The 20,897-nt window shown below is 63.2% G+C and carries 20 protein-coding genes and 1 other RNA gene; 6 read left to right on the top strand and 15 right to left on the bottom strand.

From position 1 onward, the window contains the following. Positions 1 to 26: 26 nt before the first annotated feature. Both A3722_RS06030 and ssrS read left to right on the top strand, forming a co-directional pair. On the top strand, positions 27 to 803 hold the full coding sequence (locus A3722_RS06030) for a hypothetical protein (protein WP_067623166.1): 777 nt from the start codon (positions 27 to 29) through the stop codon (positions 801 to 803). 75 nt (positions 804 to 878) lie between these two features. Then, a non-coding RNA gene (gene ssrS, locus A3722_RS06035) (6S RNA) lies at positions 879 to 1,033 on the top strand. 58 nt (positions 1,034 to 1,091) lie between these two features. On the opposite strand, the gene nusB is transcribed toward ssrS, so the two are convergent. The 4 genes from nusB to A3722_RS06055 form a co-directional block, all read right to left on the bottom strand. After that, positions 1,092 to 1,568, bottom strand: coding sequence for a transcription antitermination factor NusB (nusB, locus tag A3722_RS06040; RefSeq protein WP_067623163.1), 477 nt, complete (start codon positions 1,566 to 1,568; stop codon positions 1,092 to 1,094). Further along, positions 1,565 to 2,116, bottom strand: a complete 552-nt coding sequence (locus A3722_RS06045) for a 6,7-dimethyl-8-ribityllumazine synthase (protein WP_067623161.1) — start codon at positions 2,114 to 2,116, stop codon at positions 1,565 to 1,567. The genes nusB and A3722_RS06045 overlap by 4 nt, the downstream gene beginning before the upstream one ends. A 5-nt stretch (positions 2,117 to 2,121) precedes the next feature. Further along, positions 2,122 to 3,246, bottom strand: a complete 1,125-nt coding sequence (ribB, locus tag A3722_RS06050) for a 3,4-dihydroxy-2-butanone-4-phosphate synthase (RefSeq protein ID WP_067623158.1) — start codon at positions 3,244 to 3,246, stop codon at positions 2,122 to 2,124. 82 nt (positions 3,247 to 3,328) lie between these two features. Further along, the gene (locus tag A3722_RS06055; protein ID WP_067623155.1) at positions 3,329 to 3,916 is read right to left on the bottom strand and encodes a riboflavin synthase; all 588 of its coding nucleotides are present in this window, start codon (positions 3,914 to 3,916) and stop codon (positions 3,329 to 3,331) included. 129 nt (positions 3,917 to 4,045) lie between these two features. On the opposite strand from A3722_RS06055, the gene A3722_RS06060 reads away from it, so the two are divergent. The 3 genes from A3722_RS06060 (at position 4,046) to A3722_RS06070 (ending at position 8,620) form a co-directional block, all read left to right on the top strand. Beyond that, entirely contained in the window at positions 4,046 to 5,338 is a 1,293-nt protein-coding gene (locus tag A3722_RS06060; RefSeq protein WP_067623151.1) for a capsule biosynthesis protein, read from the top strand. A gap of 114 nt (positions 5,339 to 5,452) precedes the next feature. Next, positions 5,453 to 6,586 carry a polysaccharide biosynthesis/export family protein gene (locus A3722_RS06065; RefSeq protein ID WP_201721973.1) on the top strand — a complete coding sequence of 378 codons (1,134 nt, stop codon included), beginning with the start codon at positions 5,453 to 5,455 and terminating at the stop codon, positions 6,584 to 6,586. 9 nt (positions 6,587 to 6,595) lie between these two features. Continuing rightward, on the top strand, positions 6,596 to 8,620 hold the full coding sequence (locus A3722_RS06070; RefSeq protein ID WP_067623148.1) for a capsular polysaccharide biosynthesis protein: 2,025 nt from the start codon (positions 6,596 to 6,598) through the stop codon (positions 8,618 to 8,620). Between the two features lie 3 nt (positions 8,621 to 8,623). Here the strand turns inward: A3722_RS06070 and ribD are convergent, their stop codons facing one another. Together ribD and nrdR are read right to left on the bottom strand one after the other, a co-directional pair. Next, a complete protein-coding gene (gene ribD, locus A3722_RS06075) occupies positions 8,624 to 9,703 on the bottom strand; it encodes a bifunctional diaminohydroxyphosphoribosylaminopyrimidine deaminase/5-amino-6-(5-phosphoribosylamino)uracil reductase RibD (protein WP_067623170.1) in 1,080 nt (359 codons plus the stop codon). Positions 9,704 to 9,732: 29 nt separating this feature from the next. Further along, a complete protein-coding gene (nrdR, locus tag A3722_RS06080; protein WP_067264800.1) occupies positions 9,733 to 10,200 on the bottom strand; it encodes a transcriptional regulator NrdR in 468 nt (155 codons plus the stop codon). A gap of 186 nt (positions 10,201 to 10,386) precedes the next feature. On the opposite strand from nrdR, the gene A3722_RS06085 reads away from it, so the two are divergent. Continuing rightward, complete coding sequence (locus A3722_RS06085) at positions 10,387 to 11,058, top strand: SDR family oxidoreductase (protein WP_067623141.1); 672 nt, start codon at positions 10,387 to 10,389, stop codon at positions 11,056 to 11,058. Between the two features lie 18 nt (positions 11,059 to 11,076). Here the strand turns inward: A3722_RS06085 and A3722_RS06090 are convergent, their stop codons facing one another. The 9 genes from A3722_RS06090 to A3722_RS06130 all read right to left on the bottom strand — a co-directional run bounded on the left by A3722_RS06090 (position 11,077) and on the right by A3722_RS06130 (position 20,896). After that, positions 11,077 to 11,493, bottom strand: coding sequence for a secondary thiamine-phosphate synthase enzyme YjbQ (locus A3722_RS06090; RefSeq protein WP_067623139.1), 417 nt, complete (start codon positions 11,491 to 11,493; stop codon positions 11,077 to 11,079). A 1-nt stretch (position 11,494) separates the two neighbouring features. Further along, the gene (locus tag A3722_RS06095; protein WP_067623137.1) at positions 11,495 to 11,974 is read right to left on the bottom strand and encodes a hypothetical protein; all 480 of its coding nucleotides are present in this window, start codon (positions 11,972 to 11,974) and stop codon (positions 11,495 to 11,497) included. 79 nt (positions 11,975 to 12,053) lie between these two features. Continuing rightward, positions 12,054 to 12,464 carry a hypothetical protein gene (locus A3722_RS06100; RefSeq protein ID WP_067623135.1) on the bottom strand — a complete coding sequence of 137 codons (411 nt, stop codon included), beginning with the start codon at positions 12,462 to 12,464 and terminating at the stop codon, positions 12,054 to 12,056. 104 nt (positions 12,465 to 12,568) lie between these two features. Beyond that, positions 12,569 to 14,551: an RNA polymerase sigma factor RpoD gene (gene rpoD, locus A3722_RS06105; RefSeq protein ID WP_067623169.1), complete on the bottom strand. Its 1,983-nt coding sequence runs from the start codon at positions 14,549 to 14,551 to the stop codon at positions 12,569 to 12,571. Between the two features lie 135 nt (positions 14,552 to 14,686). After that, positions 14,687 to 16,687 carry a DNA primase gene (gene dnaG, locus A3722_RS06110; RefSeq protein ID WP_067915995.1) on the bottom strand — a complete coding sequence of 667 codons (2,001 nt, stop codon included), beginning with the start codon at positions 16,685 to 16,687 and terminating at the stop codon, positions 14,687 to 14,689. Between the two features lie 114 nt (positions 16,688 to 16,801). Then, the gene (locus tag A3722_RS06115; RefSeq protein ID WP_067626514.1) at positions 16,802 to 17,110 is read right to left on the bottom strand and encodes a hypothetical protein; all 309 of its coding nucleotides are present in this window, start codon (positions 17,108 to 17,110) and stop codon (positions 16,802 to 16,804) included. A 51-nt stretch (positions 17,111 to 17,161) separates the two neighbouring features. After that, complete coding sequence (locus A3722_RS06120; RefSeq protein WP_067626512.1) at positions 17,162 to 17,698, bottom strand: sarcosine oxidase subunit gamma; 537 nt, start codon at positions 17,696 to 17,698, stop codon at positions 17,162 to 17,164. After that, positions 17,691 to 20,627, bottom strand: a complete 2,937-nt coding sequence (locus A3722_RS06125) for a sarcosine oxidase subunit alpha family protein (RefSeq protein ID WP_067915997.1) — start codon at positions 20,625 to 20,627, stop codon at positions 17,691 to 17,693. Before A3722_RS06125 ends, A3722_RS06120 begins: the two co-directional genes overlap by 8 nt. Further along, positions 20,624 to 20,896 (bottom strand): sarcosine oxidase subunit delta, encoded by a 273-nt coding sequence (locus A3722_RS06130; protein WP_067626627.1) that lies wholly within the window; start codon positions 20,894 to 20,896, stop codon positions 20,624 to 20,626. Before A3722_RS06130 ends, A3722_RS06125 begins: the two co-directional genes overlap by 4 nt. Position 20,897: the final 1 nt, after the last annotated feature.

A 20,897-nucleotide genomic window follows, 5' to 3' on the forward strand; every position in this document is an offset into this window, starting at 1 on the left:
GGCCACGTCACGCCGATAAAAAGCACATGAGCGAGGAGACTTCGGAGAAACTGGAAGGCAACCGCCGCCCGCCCATCGTCGGGCGGGTGCTGATCGGCGTGCTGATCTTTCAACTGGGCCTCGCGGTGCTGCTGTTCTGGGGCGATTTGGGCGAAGGGCTGCGCCTGCCCGGCTTTGGCCCGCGCGCACCGGAACTGACCGAGCCCATCCGCCCCGGCGACCAGACCCGCCGCTTTCGCCCCGAACGCGCGCCAAATCCCGGCCAGCCGATGCCCGATACCGCCCTGCCCGACCGGCTGATCCTCACGCCCGTCTCTGGCGGCCGCGCGGCATTGCTGGAAGGCACCATCGAAGCAGGCGATGCAGAGCGGATCGCCAAGCAACTGGCCGAGCTTTCCCCCGCGCCCGAGGAAATCTATCTCAACTCCCCCGGCGGGTCGGTCCGCGATGCGCTGGAACTGGGCCGCTACCTGCGCCGCGAAGGGTTTGACACCGCGCTGCGTGAGGGCGACATCTGCTATTCCGCCTGCCCTTACCTGCTGGCCGCAGGCGAAGCACGCACGGTCCCCGACAGCGCCTCGGTCGGGGTACATCAGCATTACTTTGGCGAAAGCACGATTCTGCCCGCCTTTGTCGCCGTTGAGGATATCCAGCGCGGCCAAGGAGAGGTGATGCGCTATCTGGATGACATGGGGGTAGACCCGCTGGTGATGCAGCATGCGCTGGTCACCCCGCCCGATGAAATCTACGTGCTGCTGCCGGAAGAGCTGCGCCGCTATGGCTTTATCCCTTCTGAGGACTGAGCGGAGCGCAGAAGTTTTGCAAATCCACCTTCGCCCCCTTGCCGCAGCCCCCTGCGCCGCCTACATCGGGGTGGACGGGTTCTGCCCTGTTCGTGAACGTTACATTCCAGTGGCCTTAAGCAAATCCGAGGGAGCTGGCTCTGTCCGAGCCCTGGTTCGGTTACCTGGCGCCCACCTGTACATACAGGTCCTCGGGAATATAAAACAGCAGCGGCAGGCGCGGTTCCCGTCACTTTTCCCAAGATTATGATGTGGTTGATGGCCCCTCGGGGCCACTTTCCCTTGCGTTTAAAACGCTTCGGGACGGGCCTCGCGGGCCATGTGGTCAAGCACGGCGTTCACAAAGCTCGGCTCGCGCCCTTCGGGGAAGAACGAATGCGCCACGTCGACGTATTCCTTGATCACCACACGCGGCGGCGTATCGTCATGGCGGAGCTCGGCACCCGCGGCGCGGAACAGCGCGCGCAGGGTCGGGTCGATCCGGGCGATGGCCCATTTGGCGACGATGGCACGGTTGGCCATCTGGTCGATCGGTGCCTGGTAGATCACCGCATCTTCAAGCACGCGAGAGAAGTGATCGACATCCCCCTCCTGCATTTCGTCACCCTCATAGACGGCGCCGAAACGGTGGTCGATGAACTCGTGACGCACGACATCGACCGTCTGCGCGGAATGTTCCATCTGGAACAGCGCCTGCACGGCATAGAGCCGCGAGGCCGACTTCATCTTACGTTTCTGATTGCCCGAAAGCGCGTTGCTGGTCATGCGAGGTTTGATCCATCCGTGTCGCCGGCCATCAAAGTGTCTTGCCCGAATGGCTTGAACCCGATGCCCTTGCTCTGGCGGCCCCATTTACGAGCGAGCGCGATAAGATGCAAGGCCGCAGCCGCCGCCCCGCCACCTTTGTTTTGCCCCTCAGGGTCGGCGCGGACTTCGGCCTGCTTCTTGTTCTCGACCGTCAGAATGCCATTGCCGATGCAAAGCCCTTGCAGACCAAGCAGTTGCAAGGCGCGGCTGCTGTCGTTGCAGACGGTTTCATAATGCGTCGTCTCGCCCCGGATCACACAACCCAAAGCGACATAACCGTCGAAATTACTGCCCCGGTCGGAAATGCCGATGGCGGTGGGAATCTCCAACGCGCCGGGCATCTCGACCACCTCGTAACTGGCGCCTGCGGCCTCCAACTCGGCCTTGGCGCCGGTCAGCATGCCGTTCGCGATGTCCGAATAATAGGGCGAAACGACGATCAGCAGCTTCACCGGCTCATCAAATTCCGGGCGCGGCAGGATGGTGTGTTCTTCGGCGGAAGCCATGGCGATTACTCCGTGGTGATGGGCCGGGTGCCCACGATTTCCAGCGCATAGGCATCAAGGCCCAGATAGCGCGTGTCGGGATTGTCGGTCAGCAGGACCAACTCATGCAGGCCCATCGACGACAGGATCTGCGCGCCCAGCCCGGTGCGTTTGATGGTGCGCGGGCGGTCGTCATCCTCTGGGTCCAGCTTGAGGCGCGGGTAAGGATCGCGGAACAGCACAACAGCGCCGCGGCCCTCATCAGCGATGATCTGCATGGCACGCGGCAGCTCATCCGCCGGGCTGGGGCCAAGGCCCAGAATGTCTTCCAGCGCGTTGATCGCATGGGTCCGGATCAGCACCGGCTCGGGGGTTGAGATATCGCCCTTGGTCAGCACCACATGGTCGGTGCCGGTAATCTGGTCAGAGAACACCCGCATCTGCCAGTCTCCACCATAAGCCGAGGTCACGGTGCGGCTGTTACGTTCCACCAGCAGGTTGTCGTGTTTGTGGCGATAGGTGATCAGATCGCTGATCGTGCCGATTTTCAGCCCGTGTTCGGCGGCGAATTCCACCAGATCGGGCAGACGCGCCATTTCGCCGTCGTCCTTCATGATCTCGCAGATCACGCCGGAAGGGTGCAGCCCCGCAAGGCGCGAAATATCGACCGCGGCTTCGGTATGGCCTGCCCGTACCAGCACGCCACCATCGCGGGCGCGCAGCGGGAAAACATGGCCGGGGGTGGCGATATCCGCCGAACCGGATTGTTCCGAGATCGCGACTGCCACGGTCAGCGCACGGTCGGCGGCAGAGATGCCTGTGCTGACACCCTCACGCGCTTCGATACTGACGGTAAAGGCCGTTTCATGCCGAGACGAATTGTTCACCGCCATCATCGGCAGACCCAGATGATCGACCCGCGCCGAGGTCATCGGCAGGCAGATCAGCCCGCGCCCATGGGTCGCCATGAAATTGATCGCCGCGGCATCGGCAAACTGCGCCGGGATCACCAGATCGCCTTCGTTCTCGCGGTCCTCATGGTCCACCAGAATGAACATGCGACCTTGGCGCGCGTCTTCGATGATGTCTTCGATCGGCGAAATCGCGTCGCTCAGCCCTGTCTCGACCGGTCCGGGTTTGTCAAATTGCATCGGCTGCTTTCCATCTATCTGTTGCCCGGCTCTTAGCCTGACCCGCGCCGCTTGGCCAGAGCGCGCCCCGAAGGGCGCCGCGTCACATCTCGTTCAGCCGCGCGACGTAGCGCGCCAGCGTGTCGATTTCGAGGTTGACCAGATCGCCAACCTTGGCGTCGCCCCAAGTCGTCACCTCTTTAGTATGCGGAATAAAATTGATGCCAAAATCGCAGCCATCGACATCATTCACAGTGAGCGAGGTGCCGTTCAGCGCGACCGAGCCCTTTTGCGCGATGAACCGTGCCAAATCCTTCGGCGCGCGCAGCGTCACGCGGGTGCTGTCGCCCTCATCTTTCATCTCGGTAATCTCGGCCACGCCATCGACATGGCCCGAGACGATATGCCCGCCCAGCTCATCGCCCACCTTCAACGCGCGTTCAAGGTTCACGCGCCGCCCTTCGGCCCAATGCTGGCCAAGGTTGGTCTTAGCTACCGTTTCGGCGCTGATCTGCACCTCGTACCAATCATCGCCCAGCCCCACGACCGTCAGGCAGACCCCGTCGCTGGCGATGGAGGCGCCCATGTCGATGCTGCTGGTATCATAGCCGGTCTGAATGCGCGCGCGCAGGTCGCCTTCCTGCTCCAGCTTGATCACGCTGCCAACGTCTGTGATAATGCCGGTAAACATGGGGTAGGCTCCTTTGCAGTTTGGCGCAGTGGTAAACCCGCGCACCGCCACAGGCAAGAGCGGGTGACGCCACATTGTCGCCCCTATTATATGGTGGTTAAGGGTAAAACACGCCGATTTAGGACCCGTATGACCGTGACCGCTGCCCCCGCCCGCACCTTCCTGTTCCTGCAAGGCCCGCATGGGCCTTTCTTCAACAGTCTGGGCAAGATGCTGCGCCGGGCGGGCGCTGAGGTCTGGCGTGTAGGCTTCAACGCGGGCGATCGGGCCTTTTGGTTTCATCCGTCGACCTACATCCCCTATCGCGGCACGGTTGAGGATTGGCCGAGCGTTTTCGCCACCCTACTGGACGAAAAGCAGGTCACCGACATCGTGCTTTACGGCGATACACGCCCCATCCACGCCGAAGCAGTGGCCGAAGCCAAGCGCCGCGGCATCACCGTGCATGTTTTCGAGGAAGGCTATATGCGGCCCTATTGGGTCACCTATGAGCGCGGCGGCTCAAACGGCAACTCGCGCCTAATGGAGATGACCATTCCGCAGATGCAGGCAGCGCTGGCGCGCTCGGACATGGAAGCCCCGCTGCCCCCCGGCCACTGGGGCGACATGCGGCACCACATCTTTTACGGCGCGCTTTACCATTGGTTCGTAATGTTCCGAAACGGCGACTACCGCAATTTCAAACCCCACCGCAGCCTGCCGGTGACCAAGGAATTCCGCCTCTACCTCAAGCGCCTGCTGCTGATGCCGGTGCTGGCCGCCGACCGTTTGCTGGCGACGCTAAAAATCCGGCTGGGCGGCTTTCCCTATCATCTGGCGCTGCTGCAACTGGAGCATGATTCCTCTTTCCAGATGCATTCGCCCTTCGACACGATGGCCGATTTCCTAGAGTTGGTGATCGAAGGCTTTGCCAAGGGCGCGCCGCAGCACCACCACCTCGTCATCAAGGCGCATCCGTTGGAGGATGGCCGCGTCCCCGTGCGGCGCGATGTCAAACGGCTGGCACGTGCCTTCGGCGTTTCAGACCGGGTGCATTTCGTGCGCGGCGGCAAGCTGGCACAGCTTTTGAACGACACCCGCAGCGCGGTCACGGTGAACTCTACCGCCGGGCAACAGGTGCTTTGGCGCGGCATCCCCCTCAAGGTCTTTGGCCGGGCGGTCTATTCCCAGCCAGAATTCGTGTCGGACCAGCCTTTGCCGGATTTCTTTGCCACGGCCAGCCGCCCCGACAACCGCGCCTATAAGGACTACCGCCGCTATCTCCTTGAAACTTCTCAGGTTCCGGGCGGGTTCTATGCCGCGCGGGGGCGGCGGCAATTGCTGCGCCAAGTGGTCGATATGATGCTCGCGCCCGACGATCCATATGACGCGCTGGAACAGGGCACCGCGGCCCCTCGGCAACAGTTGCGGGTCGTCACCTGAGTTAACCCATTCCGGCCTGTAGATTTTTTTGTTAGGCTGCGCTAAGTTGCAAAGTAATACGCCAAAACAATTGGCGATTTCGAGGCAGATATTTCAGGTCGAGGAGACCGGGCAGTGAAATCCGTATCTTTCCGGTGGGCGCGTCCCGTCGCAGCACTGGCGGCAGTGGCCGTCATCTCATCTTGTGGTTTGCCACAGGTCGGGCCGAACAAGCGGCAAATCTATGCAGGCTCCGTTCAACGCGAGGGCGATGCCTTTGTCGTCAGCGTGAACGACCGCGTCACCCGTGCCACCGCCGTGGCCCCCGCGCTTGGCTTTTCCGAAAGCTTTAAAAACGCAGGCCGGGTCGGCTCTGACACGATCCAACCGGGCGACATCCTCGGCATCACCGTTTACGAGAACGTGGATGACCCGCTTTTGGGCGTCGAAGGCGCGCCGGCCACCCTGCTCGAAGAAGTGCAGGTCGATGGCGCAGGCTTTATCTTTATTCCCTACGCGGGCCGCATCCGCGCTGCGGGCAACACACCCGAGGCCATCCGCCGCATCATCACCCAGAAACTGGGCGAACAAACCCCCGACCCGCAGGTCGAAGTGCGCCGCGCTGCTGGTGACGGCTCGACCGTATCGCTCATTGGCTCCATCGGTGCGCAGGGCGTTTACCCGATTGAGCGCCCCACCCGCACGCTGGCCGCCATGCTGGCCCGCGCAGGCGGTGTGACCATCATTCCCGAAATCGCGCAGGTCACCGTGATCCGCGGCGGGCAGCGGGGCAAAATCTGGTTCCAAGACCTCTATGACCACCCCGAACTCGACATCGCGCTGCGCCCCGGCGACCGCATTCTGGTCGAGGAAGACACACGTTCTTTCACCGCCCTTGGCGCCACCGGAGGTCAGGCCCGCGTGCCCTTTGAATCGCAGAACCTCTCGCTTTTGGAAGGTATCGCGCAGGTCGGCGGGCTGAGCCCGATCTCGGCTGATCCCACCGGCGTTTTCGTCTTCCGCAATGAGCCTGAAGAAGTCGCCGAGCAGGTGCTGGGGCGCAGTGACCTGACAGGCGCGCAGCGCTTGGTCTATGTGACCGACCTGACCAAACCCAACGGCATGTTCATGGCCCGAGACTTCGTGATCCGCGACGGCGACACGATCTATGTCACCGAAGCGCCCTTCACCCAGTGGAGCAAGGTGATCTCGGCCATCACAGGCACGGCAGGGTCGGCCGGCAGCATCTCATCGCTCACCAGCGGCTGATCCACGCCGGTGGCCTTTGAAGCTGACCCATACCAATACCCCGCCGCCGGTCCCGAAAGGAGCCGGCGGCTTTTCGTATATAACGGCGGGTTTCTGACGCAGCGGCGGGTGCGGCGCATTTTGCAGCTGTCGGGCCATTCCCTGCGCATCGGCCTACCCGGTCCCGATGATGCCGTGGCGGTCTGGGGCAACTCCCCCACCGCGCACCGTGGGCTGGCCGTGGCGGCAAAACGCGGCGTGCCGGTGATCCGTGTGGAGGACGCTTGGCTGCGCTCTCTCCACCCGGGCCGCGCCGGAGAACCGCCCTTGGGCCTGCTGATCGACAGCCGGGGCGCGCATTTCGACCCCGCCCAACCTTCTGACCTTGAAGAACTTCTTGCCCATCATCCGCTGGACAACACCGCCCTACTGGACCGCGCGCGGGGCGGCATGGCGCAGATGGCCGAGGCGCATCTGACCAAATACGCGGGCTTTGACCTCGGCACCCCTGCGCCTGAACCGGGCTATGTGCTGGTGATCGACCAGACCCGCGGCGACGCTTCGGTTACCGCCTCGGGGGCGGATCGCGCACGGTTTCTGGAAATGCTCGTCTTCGCGCAAGAGGAACACCCCGGCGCGCGGGTGATCATCAAAAGCCACCCCGAGACGGTGCGGGGCTATCGCGCGGGGCATTTCGGCCCCGAGGATACCAACGACCGGATCACCCTGCGGACCGATCCCATCAGCCCTTTGGCGTTGTTCGAAGGCGCTGTCGGCGTCTATACCGTCTCCTCGCAAATGGGGTTCGAGGCGATCTTTGCCGGGCACAGGCCGCGCGTCTTTGGCCAGCCTTTCTACGCGGGCTGGGGGCTGACGGAGGATGAATTCCCCGTCCAACGCCGCCAGCGCCGCCTTAGCCGCGCGCAGCTCTTTGCGGCGGCGATGATCCTCTATCCCACGTGGTACGACCCCTACCGCGACCGGCTCGGCAGTTTCGAGACGGCTCTCGCCGCGCTCACAGCGCAGGCCCGCGCGTGGCGGGAGGATCACCCCGGTTGGGACGCTTGGGGCATGCGCCTGTGGAAGCGTCGCCCATTGCAGCAGTTCTTTGGCGCGTCAACGCCGCTTCGCTTCCGCAAAGGCCCGGCAGAAGCCCCCAAGCCGCCCCGCCGCGCCATGGTCTGGGCCAGCAAGGCAGAGACCGCGCCCCAAGGTGCGTTGCGGATTGAAGACGGGTTTCTGCGTTCACGCGGGCTGGGGGCCGAACTGGTCTCGCCCCTTTCGCTGGTCTGCGATGATCTGGGCATCTACTACGACCCCCAAGGGCCAAGCCGTCTGGAGAAATGGATCGAAAAACGCGCCGAGCTGCGCCCCGATCAACTGGCCCGCGCCCGCGCGCTGATCGACAGGCTCACCGGCGCGGGGCTGAGCAAATACAACCTTGGCGGCGCCGCGCCCGATCTGCCAACGGGACGCCGCATCCTTGTGCCCGGTCAGGTGGAAGATGACGCTTCGATCCTCACGGGCACAGACACCGTGCGCAGCAACGCGGCCCTGCTGGCCGCCGCCCGTGCCGCCAACCCGGATGCCGTGATCCTCTACAAACCCCACCCCGATGTCGAAGCGGGCCTGCGCAAAGGTGCGACCGACGCAGGCGACGCCGATCTTATCCTCCACCACGCCGACCCGATGGCCCTGCTGGGCCAAGTCGACGCGGTTTGGACCATGACCTCGCTCTTGGGGTTCGAAGCCCTGCTGCGGCGCGTCCCGGTGGTGACCTTGGGCGCGCCCTTCTACGCGGGCTGGGGGCTGACTGAAGACCGAGGCGACGTGCCGCCCCGCCGCCGGGCGCAACCGACGTTGGAAGGGCTCGTCCATGCTGCCCTCATCGACTACCCGCGCTACCGCGATCCGCTAAGCGGCCTGCCCTGCCCCGTCGAAGTGGTGGTCGAACGGCTGGCAACCGGCACCCTGCCCCGCGCCGGGTTGGGCAACCGGCTGCTGTCGAAACTTCAAGGCGTCTTTGCCAGTCAGAGCCACCTCTGGCGGCGGTAGCGTTTAGTCGGCTGCGTTGCGCCGCCAAACGTGCAGCAGGTCCGGTCCGATCTGCTGGCTCGATTGCAGCACGAAGCGCGGCGCCTCGGCCAGTCGCGAAAGGCCGAGCGCTCCGATCCCCGGCAGACCTTCAGCCCCGATCACCAACCCGGCGGTAAAGCCCACCAGCCGGTCGACCAAATCCGCCTCAATCAAGGACGCGGCCAAGGCGCTGCCGCCCTCGCAGAAGATACGGGTGAGCCCATGGCCCGCCAGTTGCCGCAACACATCATTGGGGTTCAATTGCGCCCCCCGCGCGGCACAGGGCAGCAGCGTCGCCCCCAGATCGGACCACGCTTTGACCAAGGCCGGATCGGCATCCGTGCCATGGCAGAGGATCAAGGGCACCTCTGCCGCCGTCCGCGCCAATTGTCCCATCAACGGCAGGTCGAGCCTGCGTGAGACGATAACGCGCGCCGGTTGCTGGGCGACGCCAAGACCGCGCACCGTGAGGCTTGGATCATCCTTGCGCGCGGTGCCTGCCCCGACCATCACCGCGTCGTGCCGCGCGCGCATGGCATGGGTCAACCGCCGCGCCGGGGCGTCGGTGATCCACTGGCTCTCGCCCGTACCGGTGGCGATGCGCCCGTCAAAGGAATTGGCCAGCTTCAGCGTGAGCATCGGACGGCCCAAATCGGTACGGCAGAAGAAACCCGCGTTATCCGCGCGGGCCGCGTCTTCGTGCAGCCCGACTGAGACCTCGATCCCCGCCGCGCGCAACATCGCGATGCCGCGTCCGTTCACCCGCGCGTCGTCATCTTGCGTCGCGATCACCACCCGCGCCACGCCCGCGTCGATCAGCGCCTGCGCGCAGGGCGGTGTCTTACCGTGGTGGGAACAGGGCTCAAGCGTGACATAGACCGTCGCCCCGCGCGCCGCAGCGCCCGCCTGCGCCAGCGCCTGCGGCTCTGCATGGGGGCGCCCGCCGGGCTGGGTCCAACCGCGCCCAACGATCCGAGCGCCTTGCACGATGACACAGCCGACCGCCGGGTTGGGCCAAACATTGCCCTGCCCGCGCCGCCCCAAGGACAGCGCAAGCGCCATGAACCGCGCGTCGCTCACCCGATCGCCGGTCACTCTTCCGGCAGGGCGTCGGGCCGCAGTTCTTGAACGAATTTATCGAAATCATCCGCGGCTTGGAAGTTCTTGTAAACAGAGGCGAAACGCACATAGGCAACGGTGTCGATCCGGGCCAGTGCCTCCATCACGATCTCGCCGATATGTTTCGAGCTGATGTCGGTCTCGCCCATGCTTTCCAACCGCCGCACGATGCCAGAGATCATCTGATCGATACGCTCGGGATCGATGGGGCGCTTTTGCATGGAGATGCGGATCGAGCGTTCCAGCTTGTCGCGGTCAAAGTCTTCGCGTTTGCCAGAGGTTTTGATCACCACAAGATCGCGCAGTTGCACCCGTTCATAAGTGGTAAAGCGTCCCCCGCAAGCCGGACAGAACCGTCTGCGCCGGATCGAGACGTGATCCTCGGCTGGGCGGCTGTCTTTCACTTGGGTGTCGATATTTCCGCAAAACGGGCAGCGCATGGGCCGTCCCCCTCTTCATCCTGCCTCACTTGTGGGGCGCGCGGCCCTCTTGTCAAAACTTATAGGGGAGCCGCGAGGTTTTGGGTAGAGAAGATTTCCACAGCTAGATGTTGCGTTCAAAAATGTGTCATGGACCCAACACCATGCCCCCGCGTTGGTCAGCCAAGGACATAAACGGAGCATGCTATGACCAAAACACTTTTCCTCACCGGCGCCTCCAGCGGGATCGGCGCGGCCACCGCGCGTGCCGCAGCCAAAGCGGGCTGGAACATCGGCCTCTTTGCCCGCAGCGAAGACAAGCTGAACGCCCTCGCTGATGAGATTGGCGATCAGGCACTGGTATTGGTGGGCGACGCCACCGATTACGACGCGCAGAAACAGGCGCTCGACAAGCTCGCCGATCACTTTGGCGGGGTCGATGCAGCATTCGCAAATGCCGGACGTGGCACCAGCCCGGCGGGCACCGAAAAGGGCGATCCGCAGGATTGGAAGGCGATGGTGGACCTCAATATCATGGGCGCGCTCTATACCGCTCATGCCGCCATGCCGCATCTGCGCAAGACGACCGGGCAATATGTCGTCACCGGCTCTGCCGCAGGACGGCGCCATATCCAAGGCTCGATTTATAGCGCCACCAAATGGTTCATCCACGGTTTCGCGGGCAATCTGGCGGATGAGATGGCCGAATGGGGTGGCCGCTGCATGGTGGTGTCCCCCGGCATGGTCGATACGGCCTTTTTCGATGAGGCCAAACCCGACAAGCTGCAACCCGAGGACGTGGCAAATGCCGTCATGCATGCCCTCGAAGCACCTGCGCGGGCGGCGGTGCGTGAAATCCATCTGATGCCGACGGGCTGAACCCTGTCCGGTCCGGCGTCAGTCGGGCCGGAAATGCGCCGCGATTTGGCGGTGATGAGGGGCATTGCGGTGCTCGAACAGATAGATGCCCTGCCATGTCCCCAGCATCATCCGCCCCCGCGCCACGGGGATGCTGAGACTGACGGGCAGAACCGAGGCTTTGATATGCGCAGGCATGTCATCCGCCCCTTCCAACAGATGCGTCAGATAGCCCATTTGCGGCGCATCCGCAGGCGGCACCAGCCGCGCGAAATAGGCCAAGAGGTCGCGCTGCACGTCTGGATCGGCGTTCTCTTGGATCAACAGCGAGGCAGAGGTGTGCCGCACAAGGAGCGTCAGCAGCCCATCCCCCTGCCCGGCAAGCCATCGGGCCACATCATCGGTGAATTCGTAGAGCGCCTGCCCGCGCGTTTCGACGGTAAATATAGTCTGCATCTTAGCAGGCTCCCCAATTTCGCGCGTCGGCATCCCAGCATTGGCCCGCAGCCTGTTTCGCGTCGCTGAGCGCAAAGAGCCCCAGTTCCGCCGTACCGCTGTCGCAGGTAAGTGCTGCGATCTCGCGGCCCTGCTCGGTCACTGTCACACCGCCATTGCTGGTTTGATCAATCTTGTCGTATGCGCCGTAGACCTCATAGGAAAACGCGCCGTTGCGAAAGGTCGTGCTCTCCCAAATGGCGCGACCAATCCCCGGCCAAGGCTGATGCGCAACCTCCTTGATCGGTGCGCTTAGCCTCAGGTCAGGCGCGGTGTGAGGGCCAAAGCGGTAGGTTACGCGATCCCCGGTGATACAGACATCCAACTGCTTGGTGCCCCTGCCGGTCGTACAGCTCAAAACCGTGGTGCTGCCTGCGTCGCAAAGGGCAGCGGCTTGGCTGACGCCGAGGGTCAGAAACAGGCTGGCAAGAACGAGACGCATGAGATTGATCCACCGCAACATCCCACGCAGGATAGGCCCGAGGTGCCGCGCAGACAACGGTCTGGGTCAGAGTGTGGCTCTAGAAATCTTCCAACTCAATCAGGTGGTCCGAACAGAACTGACGCGCATGGTGGCTGGGCAGGTTCTCTCCCGCGCGACGCAGAGTGACGGAATAGGACTGCCGGATATCGCCGTTTATCCGCTCGGGATCGGTGGTGAAAACAACGCCGGTTCGGCCCACACCGCTGAGCGACGGCCCACGGGGCGTTTTGATGAAAAGCCGCTCACTGCGCGGCAGGCCCAAAACATCCTGCGCAAATTCTGCCGCTGCGCACCAGACGTGACGCGCGCCTGCACCGTGGTCTTCGATCACCTCAAAATCACGCGCGGTGAGGGGCACGACGACCAACCAATTCTCGGCCCGATAAGCCTGCGCGGCGGCTTGCAGCGGCAGCACCAAGCACAGAAGGGTAAGGAGAGATTTGCGCATCGGAGGATCCTTTTGGCGGCATCCCACTGATGTAAGCGGCGCGCGCGGCAGGTCAAAGGCCCACCCCGCAAAAGAAAGCGCGGCCACCGGGGCCGCGCATCGTTTTATTGATCAAGGAAGCTGCGCAGCTTGCGCGAACGGCTCGGGTGTTTGAGCTTGCGCAGGGCCTTGGCTTCGATCTGGCGAATACGTTCGCGGGTGACTGAGAACTGTTGGCCAACCTCTTCAAGCGTGTGGTCGGTATTCATGCCGATCCCGAAACGCATCCGAAGGACACGTTCCTCACGCGGGGTGAGCGATGACAGCACGCGGGTGGTGGTTTCCTTGAGGTTTTCCTGAATGGCGCTGTCGAGCGGCAGCACGGCATTCTTGTCCTCAATGAAATCGCCCAGCTGGCTGTCTTCCTCATCGCCGATGGGGGTCTCAAGGCTGATCGGCTCTTTGGCGATTTTCATCACCTTGCGGACCTTTTCGAGCGGCATCTGCAGCTTCTCGGCCAGTTCTTCGGGCGTCGGCTCGCGGCCAATCTCGTGCAGCATCTGGCGACCGGTCCGAACCAGCTTGTTGATCGTCTCGATCATATGCACCGGAATACGGATGGTGCGCGCCTGATCCGCGATCGAACGGGTGATCGCCTGACGGATCCACCATGTGGCGTAGGTCGAGAATTTATAGCCGCGACGGTACTCGAACTTATCCACGGCCTTCATCAGGCCGATGTTACCTTCCTGAATGAGATCAAGGAATTGCAAGCCGCGGTTCGTGTACTTCTTGGCAATGGAGATCACGAGGCGCAGGTTCGCTTCGACCATTTCCTTCTTGGCCTGACGGGCTTCTTTTTCGCCCTTCTGGACCTGCTGCACGATGCGGCGGAATTCAGAGATATCAAGACCGACATACTGACCGACCTGCGCCATGTCAGCGCGCAATTCTTCGACCTTGTCGCTAGAGCGTTCGATAAACATCTGCCAACCGCGACCGGACTTCTCGGCCATCCGCTCCATCCAGTTGGGATCAAGCTCATAGCCACGGTAGTTGTCGACGAACTCCTTGCGGTTGATGCGCGCTTGGTCGGCGAGCTTTACCATCGCGCTGTCGATCTGCATGATGCGGCGGTTGATGCCGTAAAGCTGGTCGATCAGGGCTTCGATACGGTTGTTGTGCAGGTGCAGTTCATTCACCAACAGCACGATCTCGGACCGCAGCTTTTGGTACATTGCCTCCTGATCTTTGGTGAAAGACCCGTCTTCGTTCAGCGTGGCCGAGATGCGGCTGTCCTGCATCGCGCTGAGCTTTTCGTAGTCGTCGGCGATAATGTCGAGCGCTTCGAGAACCTGAGGCTTCAGCGCCGCTTCCATGGCCGCAAGGCTCATGTTGGCCTGTTCGTCCTCATCGTCGTCGTCGTCGGATGAGATCGGGTTGCCGTCGGCGTCGTACTCGGGCTTGGTGTCTTCGCTCTTGGTCTCGGTCCCGGCGGCAGGGGCAACGACCGGCGTGGTTTCTTCCTCATCGCCCATCTGGGTGCCAAACGTCGCCTCAAGGTCGATCACGTCGCGCAGCAGAATGTCTTCGGACAGAAGTTCGTCGCGCCAGATGGTAATCGCCTGAAACGTCAGCGGGCTTTCGCAAAGCCCGGCGATCATCGTGTTGCGGCCCGCCTCGATCCGCTTGGCGATGGCGATCTCGCCCTCACGGCTAAGCAACTCAACGCTGCCCATCTCGCGCAGGTACATGCGGACCGGATCATCGGTGCGGTCGAGTTTTTCGGAGGTGCCAGACGACAGCGCCACATCACGGTTGGACTCGGTGGTCGTGACTTCGGTCGAGCCTTTGTTCTCTTCCTCTTCGGCCTCTTCGTCTTCGATGATGTTGATGCCCATTTCCGACAGCATCGACATCACGTCTTCGATCTGTTCCGAGCTTACCTGATCGGGCGGCAGCACCGTGTTGAGCTGATCATAGGTGATATAGCCCTTTTCGCGGGCCTCGCCGATCATCTTCTTCACGGCGGCTTGGCTCATGTCGAGCGAGTGGCCAGCCTCTGAATCGTTGCTCTTTGCGTCGTCATTCGTATCTTTGGCAGCCATCTCATGCTCCTTCAGCGCGTCAGCGCGAATCATCCGCAGACGATTCGGTTTTCCGAATCATGCGGGGTTATTGGTGATTCTTAAACCCGTTGCCCAGCATTTTCAAAAAGTCCTGCAAATGGGCCACGCTGATGCTCAGCCGCGTCCCTTGGACTTCTCATATTTAATCGTTCCCAAGAGCGCATCCAGTGCGCTGCGTTCATCGCGGTCCATGGTCATGCCGTTGTCGCCCACGTCGAATTCCCCGTTGCTTTCTTCCTGCGCGCTGCGGCGGGCAAGGTCGGCGGCGCGGGCCGCTTCGCTCAGGCGCCAGGTTACCCCCTCGTCCGCCGGGCCACTGAGGTCTTCGACGGCTTCGGCAATCTCTTCGTTCAGCCCACGGGCGGCATCCAGCTTGGCCAGTTCCTCCGCGACGGTCAGCCGGGTCATTTCGACATTGCCGGGATTGCGGATGCAGGGCGTGATCGCAACGTGGCGTTGCCCCTTCATGTTTTCAAGGGTCTCCCAGCCGAGGGAATAGGAAATCTCATCGCGCAGCGTCTCTTGACCTGCATGGCCAAAGCGCAGCAGCAGATCGCGCAGCCGGGCGTGGTCAGGATCATCGCAGCGCATGGCCTCCAACCCGGTTTCGAAAGTCTCAACCAATTGAGGGCAGTCGACGAGGGCCACGAGGATCACCGCCTCGCGCAGATGCATGCCCACCTGTTCATCGCTCATCGCCACGAGGGCCGAGGCTTTCGTGCTCGCCAAAGGTGCCAGCGGTGCACCCCATGGAACACCCTTGCCCCCTTTACCCCCGCCCTTGCCCGGCCCTCTGCCGCCCACGGGACGAAAATCAGGGCGCTGTTTTTGCGGGCGGAACAGGTCCCACCGCAGGTCTTTGATCTCTTGCCCATAGTGACTGCGGATCGACGGATCGCGGATAAGTTTAATCTTTTCGCGCAGACTTTTATCCAGCGCCGCTTTTCGTTCGGGGCTGTCAAAGACCTTGCCCTCGGTCTCGCGCTGCCACAGCAGACGCACCATGGGCAGGGCGCTGTCCAAGAGCTTTTGCAAGGCCCCGGCCCCTTGGGCCCGCAGCAGATCGTCGGGGTCTTGCCCCTCGGGCATCACCGCGAAACGCAAGCTCTGCCCGGCCTCCAACAGCGGGAGGGCCAGATCGATCAATCGAAGCGCCGCGCGCTGCCCCGCCGCGTCGCCATCCAGCGTAATAATCGGCTCGGGCGCGATCCGCCACAGCATCTGCAACTGATTCTCGGTAATCGCGGTGCCAAGCGGGGCCACGGCCCCTTCAAACCCCGCCCCATGCAGGGCGATCACATCCATATAACCTTCGGCCACGATCAACGCCTGCCCCCGCCCTGCGGCGGCGCGGGCGTCTTTCACATTGTAAAGGCTGCGGCCCTTGTCGAAGAGTTCCGTCTCAGGCGAGTTGAGGTATTTCGCCTTATCCTCGGGGTCCATCGCGCGACCGCCAAAAGCGATCGCCCGCCCCCGCGCATCGCGGATCGGGAACATGATGCGCCCGCGAAAGGTGTCATAGGGCTTGCCGCCCTTGGACGAGGGTTTCGCCAGCCCCGCACCAAGGATCAACTCATCCGCCACGCCCTTAGATTTGAGGGCATCCCAAAGCCCCTGCCAACTGTTCGGCGCAAAGCCAATCTCCCAATGGGCCTGCGCCTGTTCCGACAACCCGCGCTTGGCCAAATAGTCCCGCGCCGCCCCCGCAGCCCCGGTGCGCAATTGCAGGCGGAACCACTGCACCGCTTGCTCCATCACCTCGGCCAGTTGGGTGCGTTTGTCGGCCTTGGCCTGCGCGCGCGGGTCTTGCTTGGGCACCGGCATGCCGACTTCCCGGGCGATGATCTCTACCGCCTCCATAAAGCTCACATTCTCGGTCTCGCGCACGAAAGAGATCGCATCCCCTTTCGCGTGACAACCAAAGCAGTAGTAGAAGCCTTTGCGGTCATCGACGTGAAAGCTGGCGGATTTTTCCTGATGGAAAGGGCATGGCGCCCACATGTCGCCCTTGCCCTGATTGGACTTTCGGTTGTCCCATATGACCTTGCGCCCCACCACCTGAGACAGGCTGGCGCGGTCACGAAGTTCTTCCAAAAATCCAGGGGGCAGGCTCATGACTTCATATACCGGGCGGGGCGGATCAGAGTCCAGAGGAGGCAGGTCAGCCACGGGCGGCAAAGCGCCCTTCCACGCCGGGCAGCGCCCCTGCCCGGCATTGTGTTTGTTAGCTTACTGCGCGAGGCACATTTCTTTCCATGCAGCGGAAAGATCGTTCTTTTTCACATCGCGCATCTTCATCTCATAAACCCAAGGGGTCACCAACGGGATCGCAGTGTTAAAGCTCTCGGGCCATGTCGCCTTGGCCTTCACGGCGGCAGGCACTTCGCGTTCCTTCACCCGGTCAAGCCGCGCCTGCTGCACCGCGGCGACCACGGCGGCCTGATGCATACAGCTGTCTTCTTTTTTCGAGGCCGCCAGCGCCGGGCCCGAGACCGCCATGCTCATCGCGGCCAAAGCGGCGAAAATCGTTTTGTTCATGTCTATGCTCCGTTGTTTGCCAAACGGGGATTCGGGCCCCCGCCGGACAACCTAGCGCCGCGATGCCACCGCTTCCATAGCGCGGCGCAACTCCTGCACCAAAGTGGCGGCCATCGACCGATAGACCATCAGCAGGAAGCCGGTCTCAGTGCGGGTGATCGAGGCAGGCATGTCGCGCAACTGGCTGCGCAGGGTCTGACCGGGTTTGAACGCCGCCGCGCGCAGATTCACCGGGGCGAAACGCGCCAAGACGTCTTCGGCCCCCGGCCCCTGCAATTCCGCCACCGCCCATCCGTCTGAGACATCGACGAGGGCTGCATGTTTCGTCAGCGCCTCGCCCGGCGCAACACCGACGAGCAGCACTTCATCCCGACCAAACCACAGGCAGCGGGCATCGCCTTTGGCGGTGCTGCGTAGCGGGTCGGGCAAGGCGAGGTCATGGGTCGCCTCAAGCGCCTCTGACAGGCCCGCACGATCGAAAGCGCCCAGGACGGTCAACTGACCCATGTCACAGGCCGCCACCGTCATGCCGCCAATCTTTAACGGGAGCAGGTCGCCAAAGGGCGTTTGTGCTTTCAACTCAACCACGGGCGCGCCCTCCTTCAGGGTCGACAAAGACTGGGGCGCAAATTTCCACCTCCGCCTCAATCTCGCGCAGATGATCGACCATGCGCATCACCTCCCCATGCCGGGCGCGGCCCCGGGTGACAAAGCCCAGCCCGATAAAGGTGCCGACATCCGGCGAAAAGCCGACTGAGGTCGTATGCCCCTGAGCATTCTCGCGGCGCGCCTCGGCCCCGGCTTCGAACAGAAACGCCCCTGCGGTCAACTGTTTCACCGCGCCCACGGGCCGTAGCCCCACCAATTGCCCCCGCTCCGGATCGCGCAGGCCGGGGCGTTCCGACATTGTCTTGCCGATACAGTCCTTTGCGTCCGACACCATCCGCTCCATGCCGATGTCGCCCGCCGTGGCGCGACCGTCAATCTCTGCATGGGTGATATGGCCCTTTTCCAGCCGCAGCACGTTGAGCGCCTCCATCCCGTAGGCCCCGCCCTCCAGCGCCTCTGCCCGGGCGACCAGCAGATCGAACAGCGCCGCGCCATAGCGTGCGGGCACCGCGATTTCATAGGCAGGTTCGCCAGAGAAAGAGATGCGGAACAGCCGCGCCTCCACCCCGCCGAGCCGTACGCCACCACAGGCCATGAAGGGGAAACTGTCATTGTCGATCGGCTGCTCCAGCAGCCCGTTCAGCAAGTCGCGCGCCTTCGGCCCTGCCACGGCAAACTGCGCCCAATGTTCGGTGACCGAGGTCAGATGCACCTGCCACTCAGGGTGCAGACATTGGGTGACGAATTCCAGATGCCGCATCACTTCGCCTGCTGCACCCGTGGTGGTGGTCATCAGGAAATGCGACTCGCCCAACCGCGCGCAGGTGCCGTCGTCCATGACGAAACCATCCTCCCGCAGCATCAACCCGTAGCGCACTTTGCCGACATTCAAGGTGCTGAACTTATTCGTATAAACCAGATCGAGCAGCTTGGCCGAATCCGGCCCTTGAATGTCGATCTTGCCCAAGGTCGAGACATCGCAGACCCCAACCGTGTTGCGCACAAAACCGACCTCCCGGTCACAGGACTGCCGCCAGTTGCGTTCCTGCCCGCGTGGGAAATAGCTGGGGCAATACCACAGCCCCGCCTCCACCATCGGAGCACCCATGGCAAGGCTGGCGGCATGGCTGGTGGTCAGCCGCTCGGGCGCAAAGCCCTTGCCCTGCCCGCCCGCGCCCATCGCTGCAATCGCAACCGGGGAATAAGGCGGGCGAAAGGTAGTCGTGCCCGTCTCGGCAATGCCGCGCCCGGTAGCATCTGCCAACACCGCCAGCGCCGCCACGTTGGAGTTCTTGCCCTGATCGGGGGCCATGCCTTGGGTCGTGTAGCGCTTCATATGCTCGACCGAGCGGAAGTTTTCTGCCGCCGCCTGCTGCACGTCTTTCACACAGACATCGTTCTGAAAATCGAGCCACGCCCGGCCCTTGCCCGGCACCGCCCAGAGGGGTTTGAGAGTGTAGGGCGCATCATCGGCCTGCGGAAGGTCCACAGCCTCTGCTTTGCGGCCCAACGCCTCCAGCACATCCTTTGCCGCGGCCACACCCGCTGCAAGGCAGCCGTGGGTCGAGAAGATGCCGTTGCAGGCCCCCGCCACATGCATCCCCGGCACAGCGCCGGGGGTTGGGACGAAAGAGTGGATCGCTGGATCCCAAATGGGTCGCCCACCCAGATGGCAGGTCAGATGCACCGAAGGATTCCAGCCGCCCGACATGGCCAGACAGTCAGCCTGTATCTTGTGCTCTCCGCCCGCTGTGCGGATGGTCACGGCCTCCAATTCCTTGCGGCCGGAAGCGTTGCAGACCACGGCACTGCGCAGCACCGGGAAATCCGCCCCTTCAATGCTGACCCCCTCGCGGCTGTCGATCAACGCGGCCACATGCACCCCCGCCGCTGCCAGATCGCGGGCCGTGCGGTGGGCGTCGTCGTTGTTGCCGAAAACCGCAACCTGCTTGCCCGGCGCCACGCCCCAGCGGTTCAGATAGGCCCGCACCGCACCCGCGGTCATGATGCCGGGGCGATCGTTATTGGCAAAAGCCACCGGGCGCTCCAACGCGCCTGCCGCGAGGATCGATTGCTTGGCCGCGATGCGCCAGAAACACTCCAGCGGCGCGCCCTCGCCCCGCCGCGCGCGGTGTTGGTTGACCCGCTCCAACGCGCCGAACATGCCGCCGTCATAGGCGCCGGTGACCGTCGTGCGGGGCATCAGCCGCACATTGTCCATCGCCGCCAGTTCCGCCACCACGCCCGCCGCCCATGCATGACCCGGCTGGCCATCGACGTGCTCGTTCTCGGCATTCAGCCGCCCGCCCATCAGCGCATCTTCGTCGGCAAGGATCACATCCGCCCCCGCCCGCGCCGCCACCAGCGCCGCCATCAGGCCCGCCGGGCCTGCGCCGATCACGAAGAGATCGCAGAATGCATAGGCTTTCTCATAGGCGTCGGCATTGGGCCCGCCGCTCAATCGCCCGAGCCCCGCGGCACGGCGGATCACCGGCTCATAAACGTGCTTCCAGAATTTGCGCGGCCACATGAAGGTCTTGTAGTAGAACCCCGCCCCGAGGAACGGCGACGCCAGATCGTTCACCGCCATGAGGTCGAGATCGAGGCTCGGCCAAGCGTTTTGACTGCGCACCGCCAGCCCTTCGTAAATCTCCTGCATGGTGGCGCGAACGTTGGGCTCTGACGCGGGGCCAACGCCGGTGGTCACCAGCGCGTTCGGCTCTTCGCTGCCTGCGCTCAGCACCCCGCGCGGGCGGTGATATTTGAACGACCGCCCCATCAGCCGCTGCCCGTTCGCCAGCATGGCCGAGGCGACCGTATCGCCCGCAAAGCCATCATAGCGCCGCCCGTCGAAGGTAAAGCTGACCGGCGTGTCTCGGTCGATCAATCCGCGCCCTGCGATCCTCATGCCATCGCCCTTTTCACGTCCGATGCCAGTTCCACGGCCTGCACCACATGGGTCACCGTATCGCGGGTGACGACGAGCCACGCGCCGCAACCGCTCTCATGCTGCCACAGGTCTCGCGTCTGCCCTGCCGGGTTGTCGCGCAGGTGGAGGTAGCCGTCCCAGATATCATCCCCGGCCTCGGGTGCTGGCCGCGCCAAGGCGATGGCGTCGCCGCGATAATAGAACTCTCGCCGGTCCCGGCTGCCGCAAATGGGGCATTCAATCCGCATG

Source organism: Sulfitobacter sp. HI0027 (assembly GCF_001634775.1).
Taxonomy (GTDB): domain Bacteria; phylum Pseudomonadota; class Alphaproteobacteria; order Rhodobacterales; family Rhodobacteraceae; genus Sulfitobacter.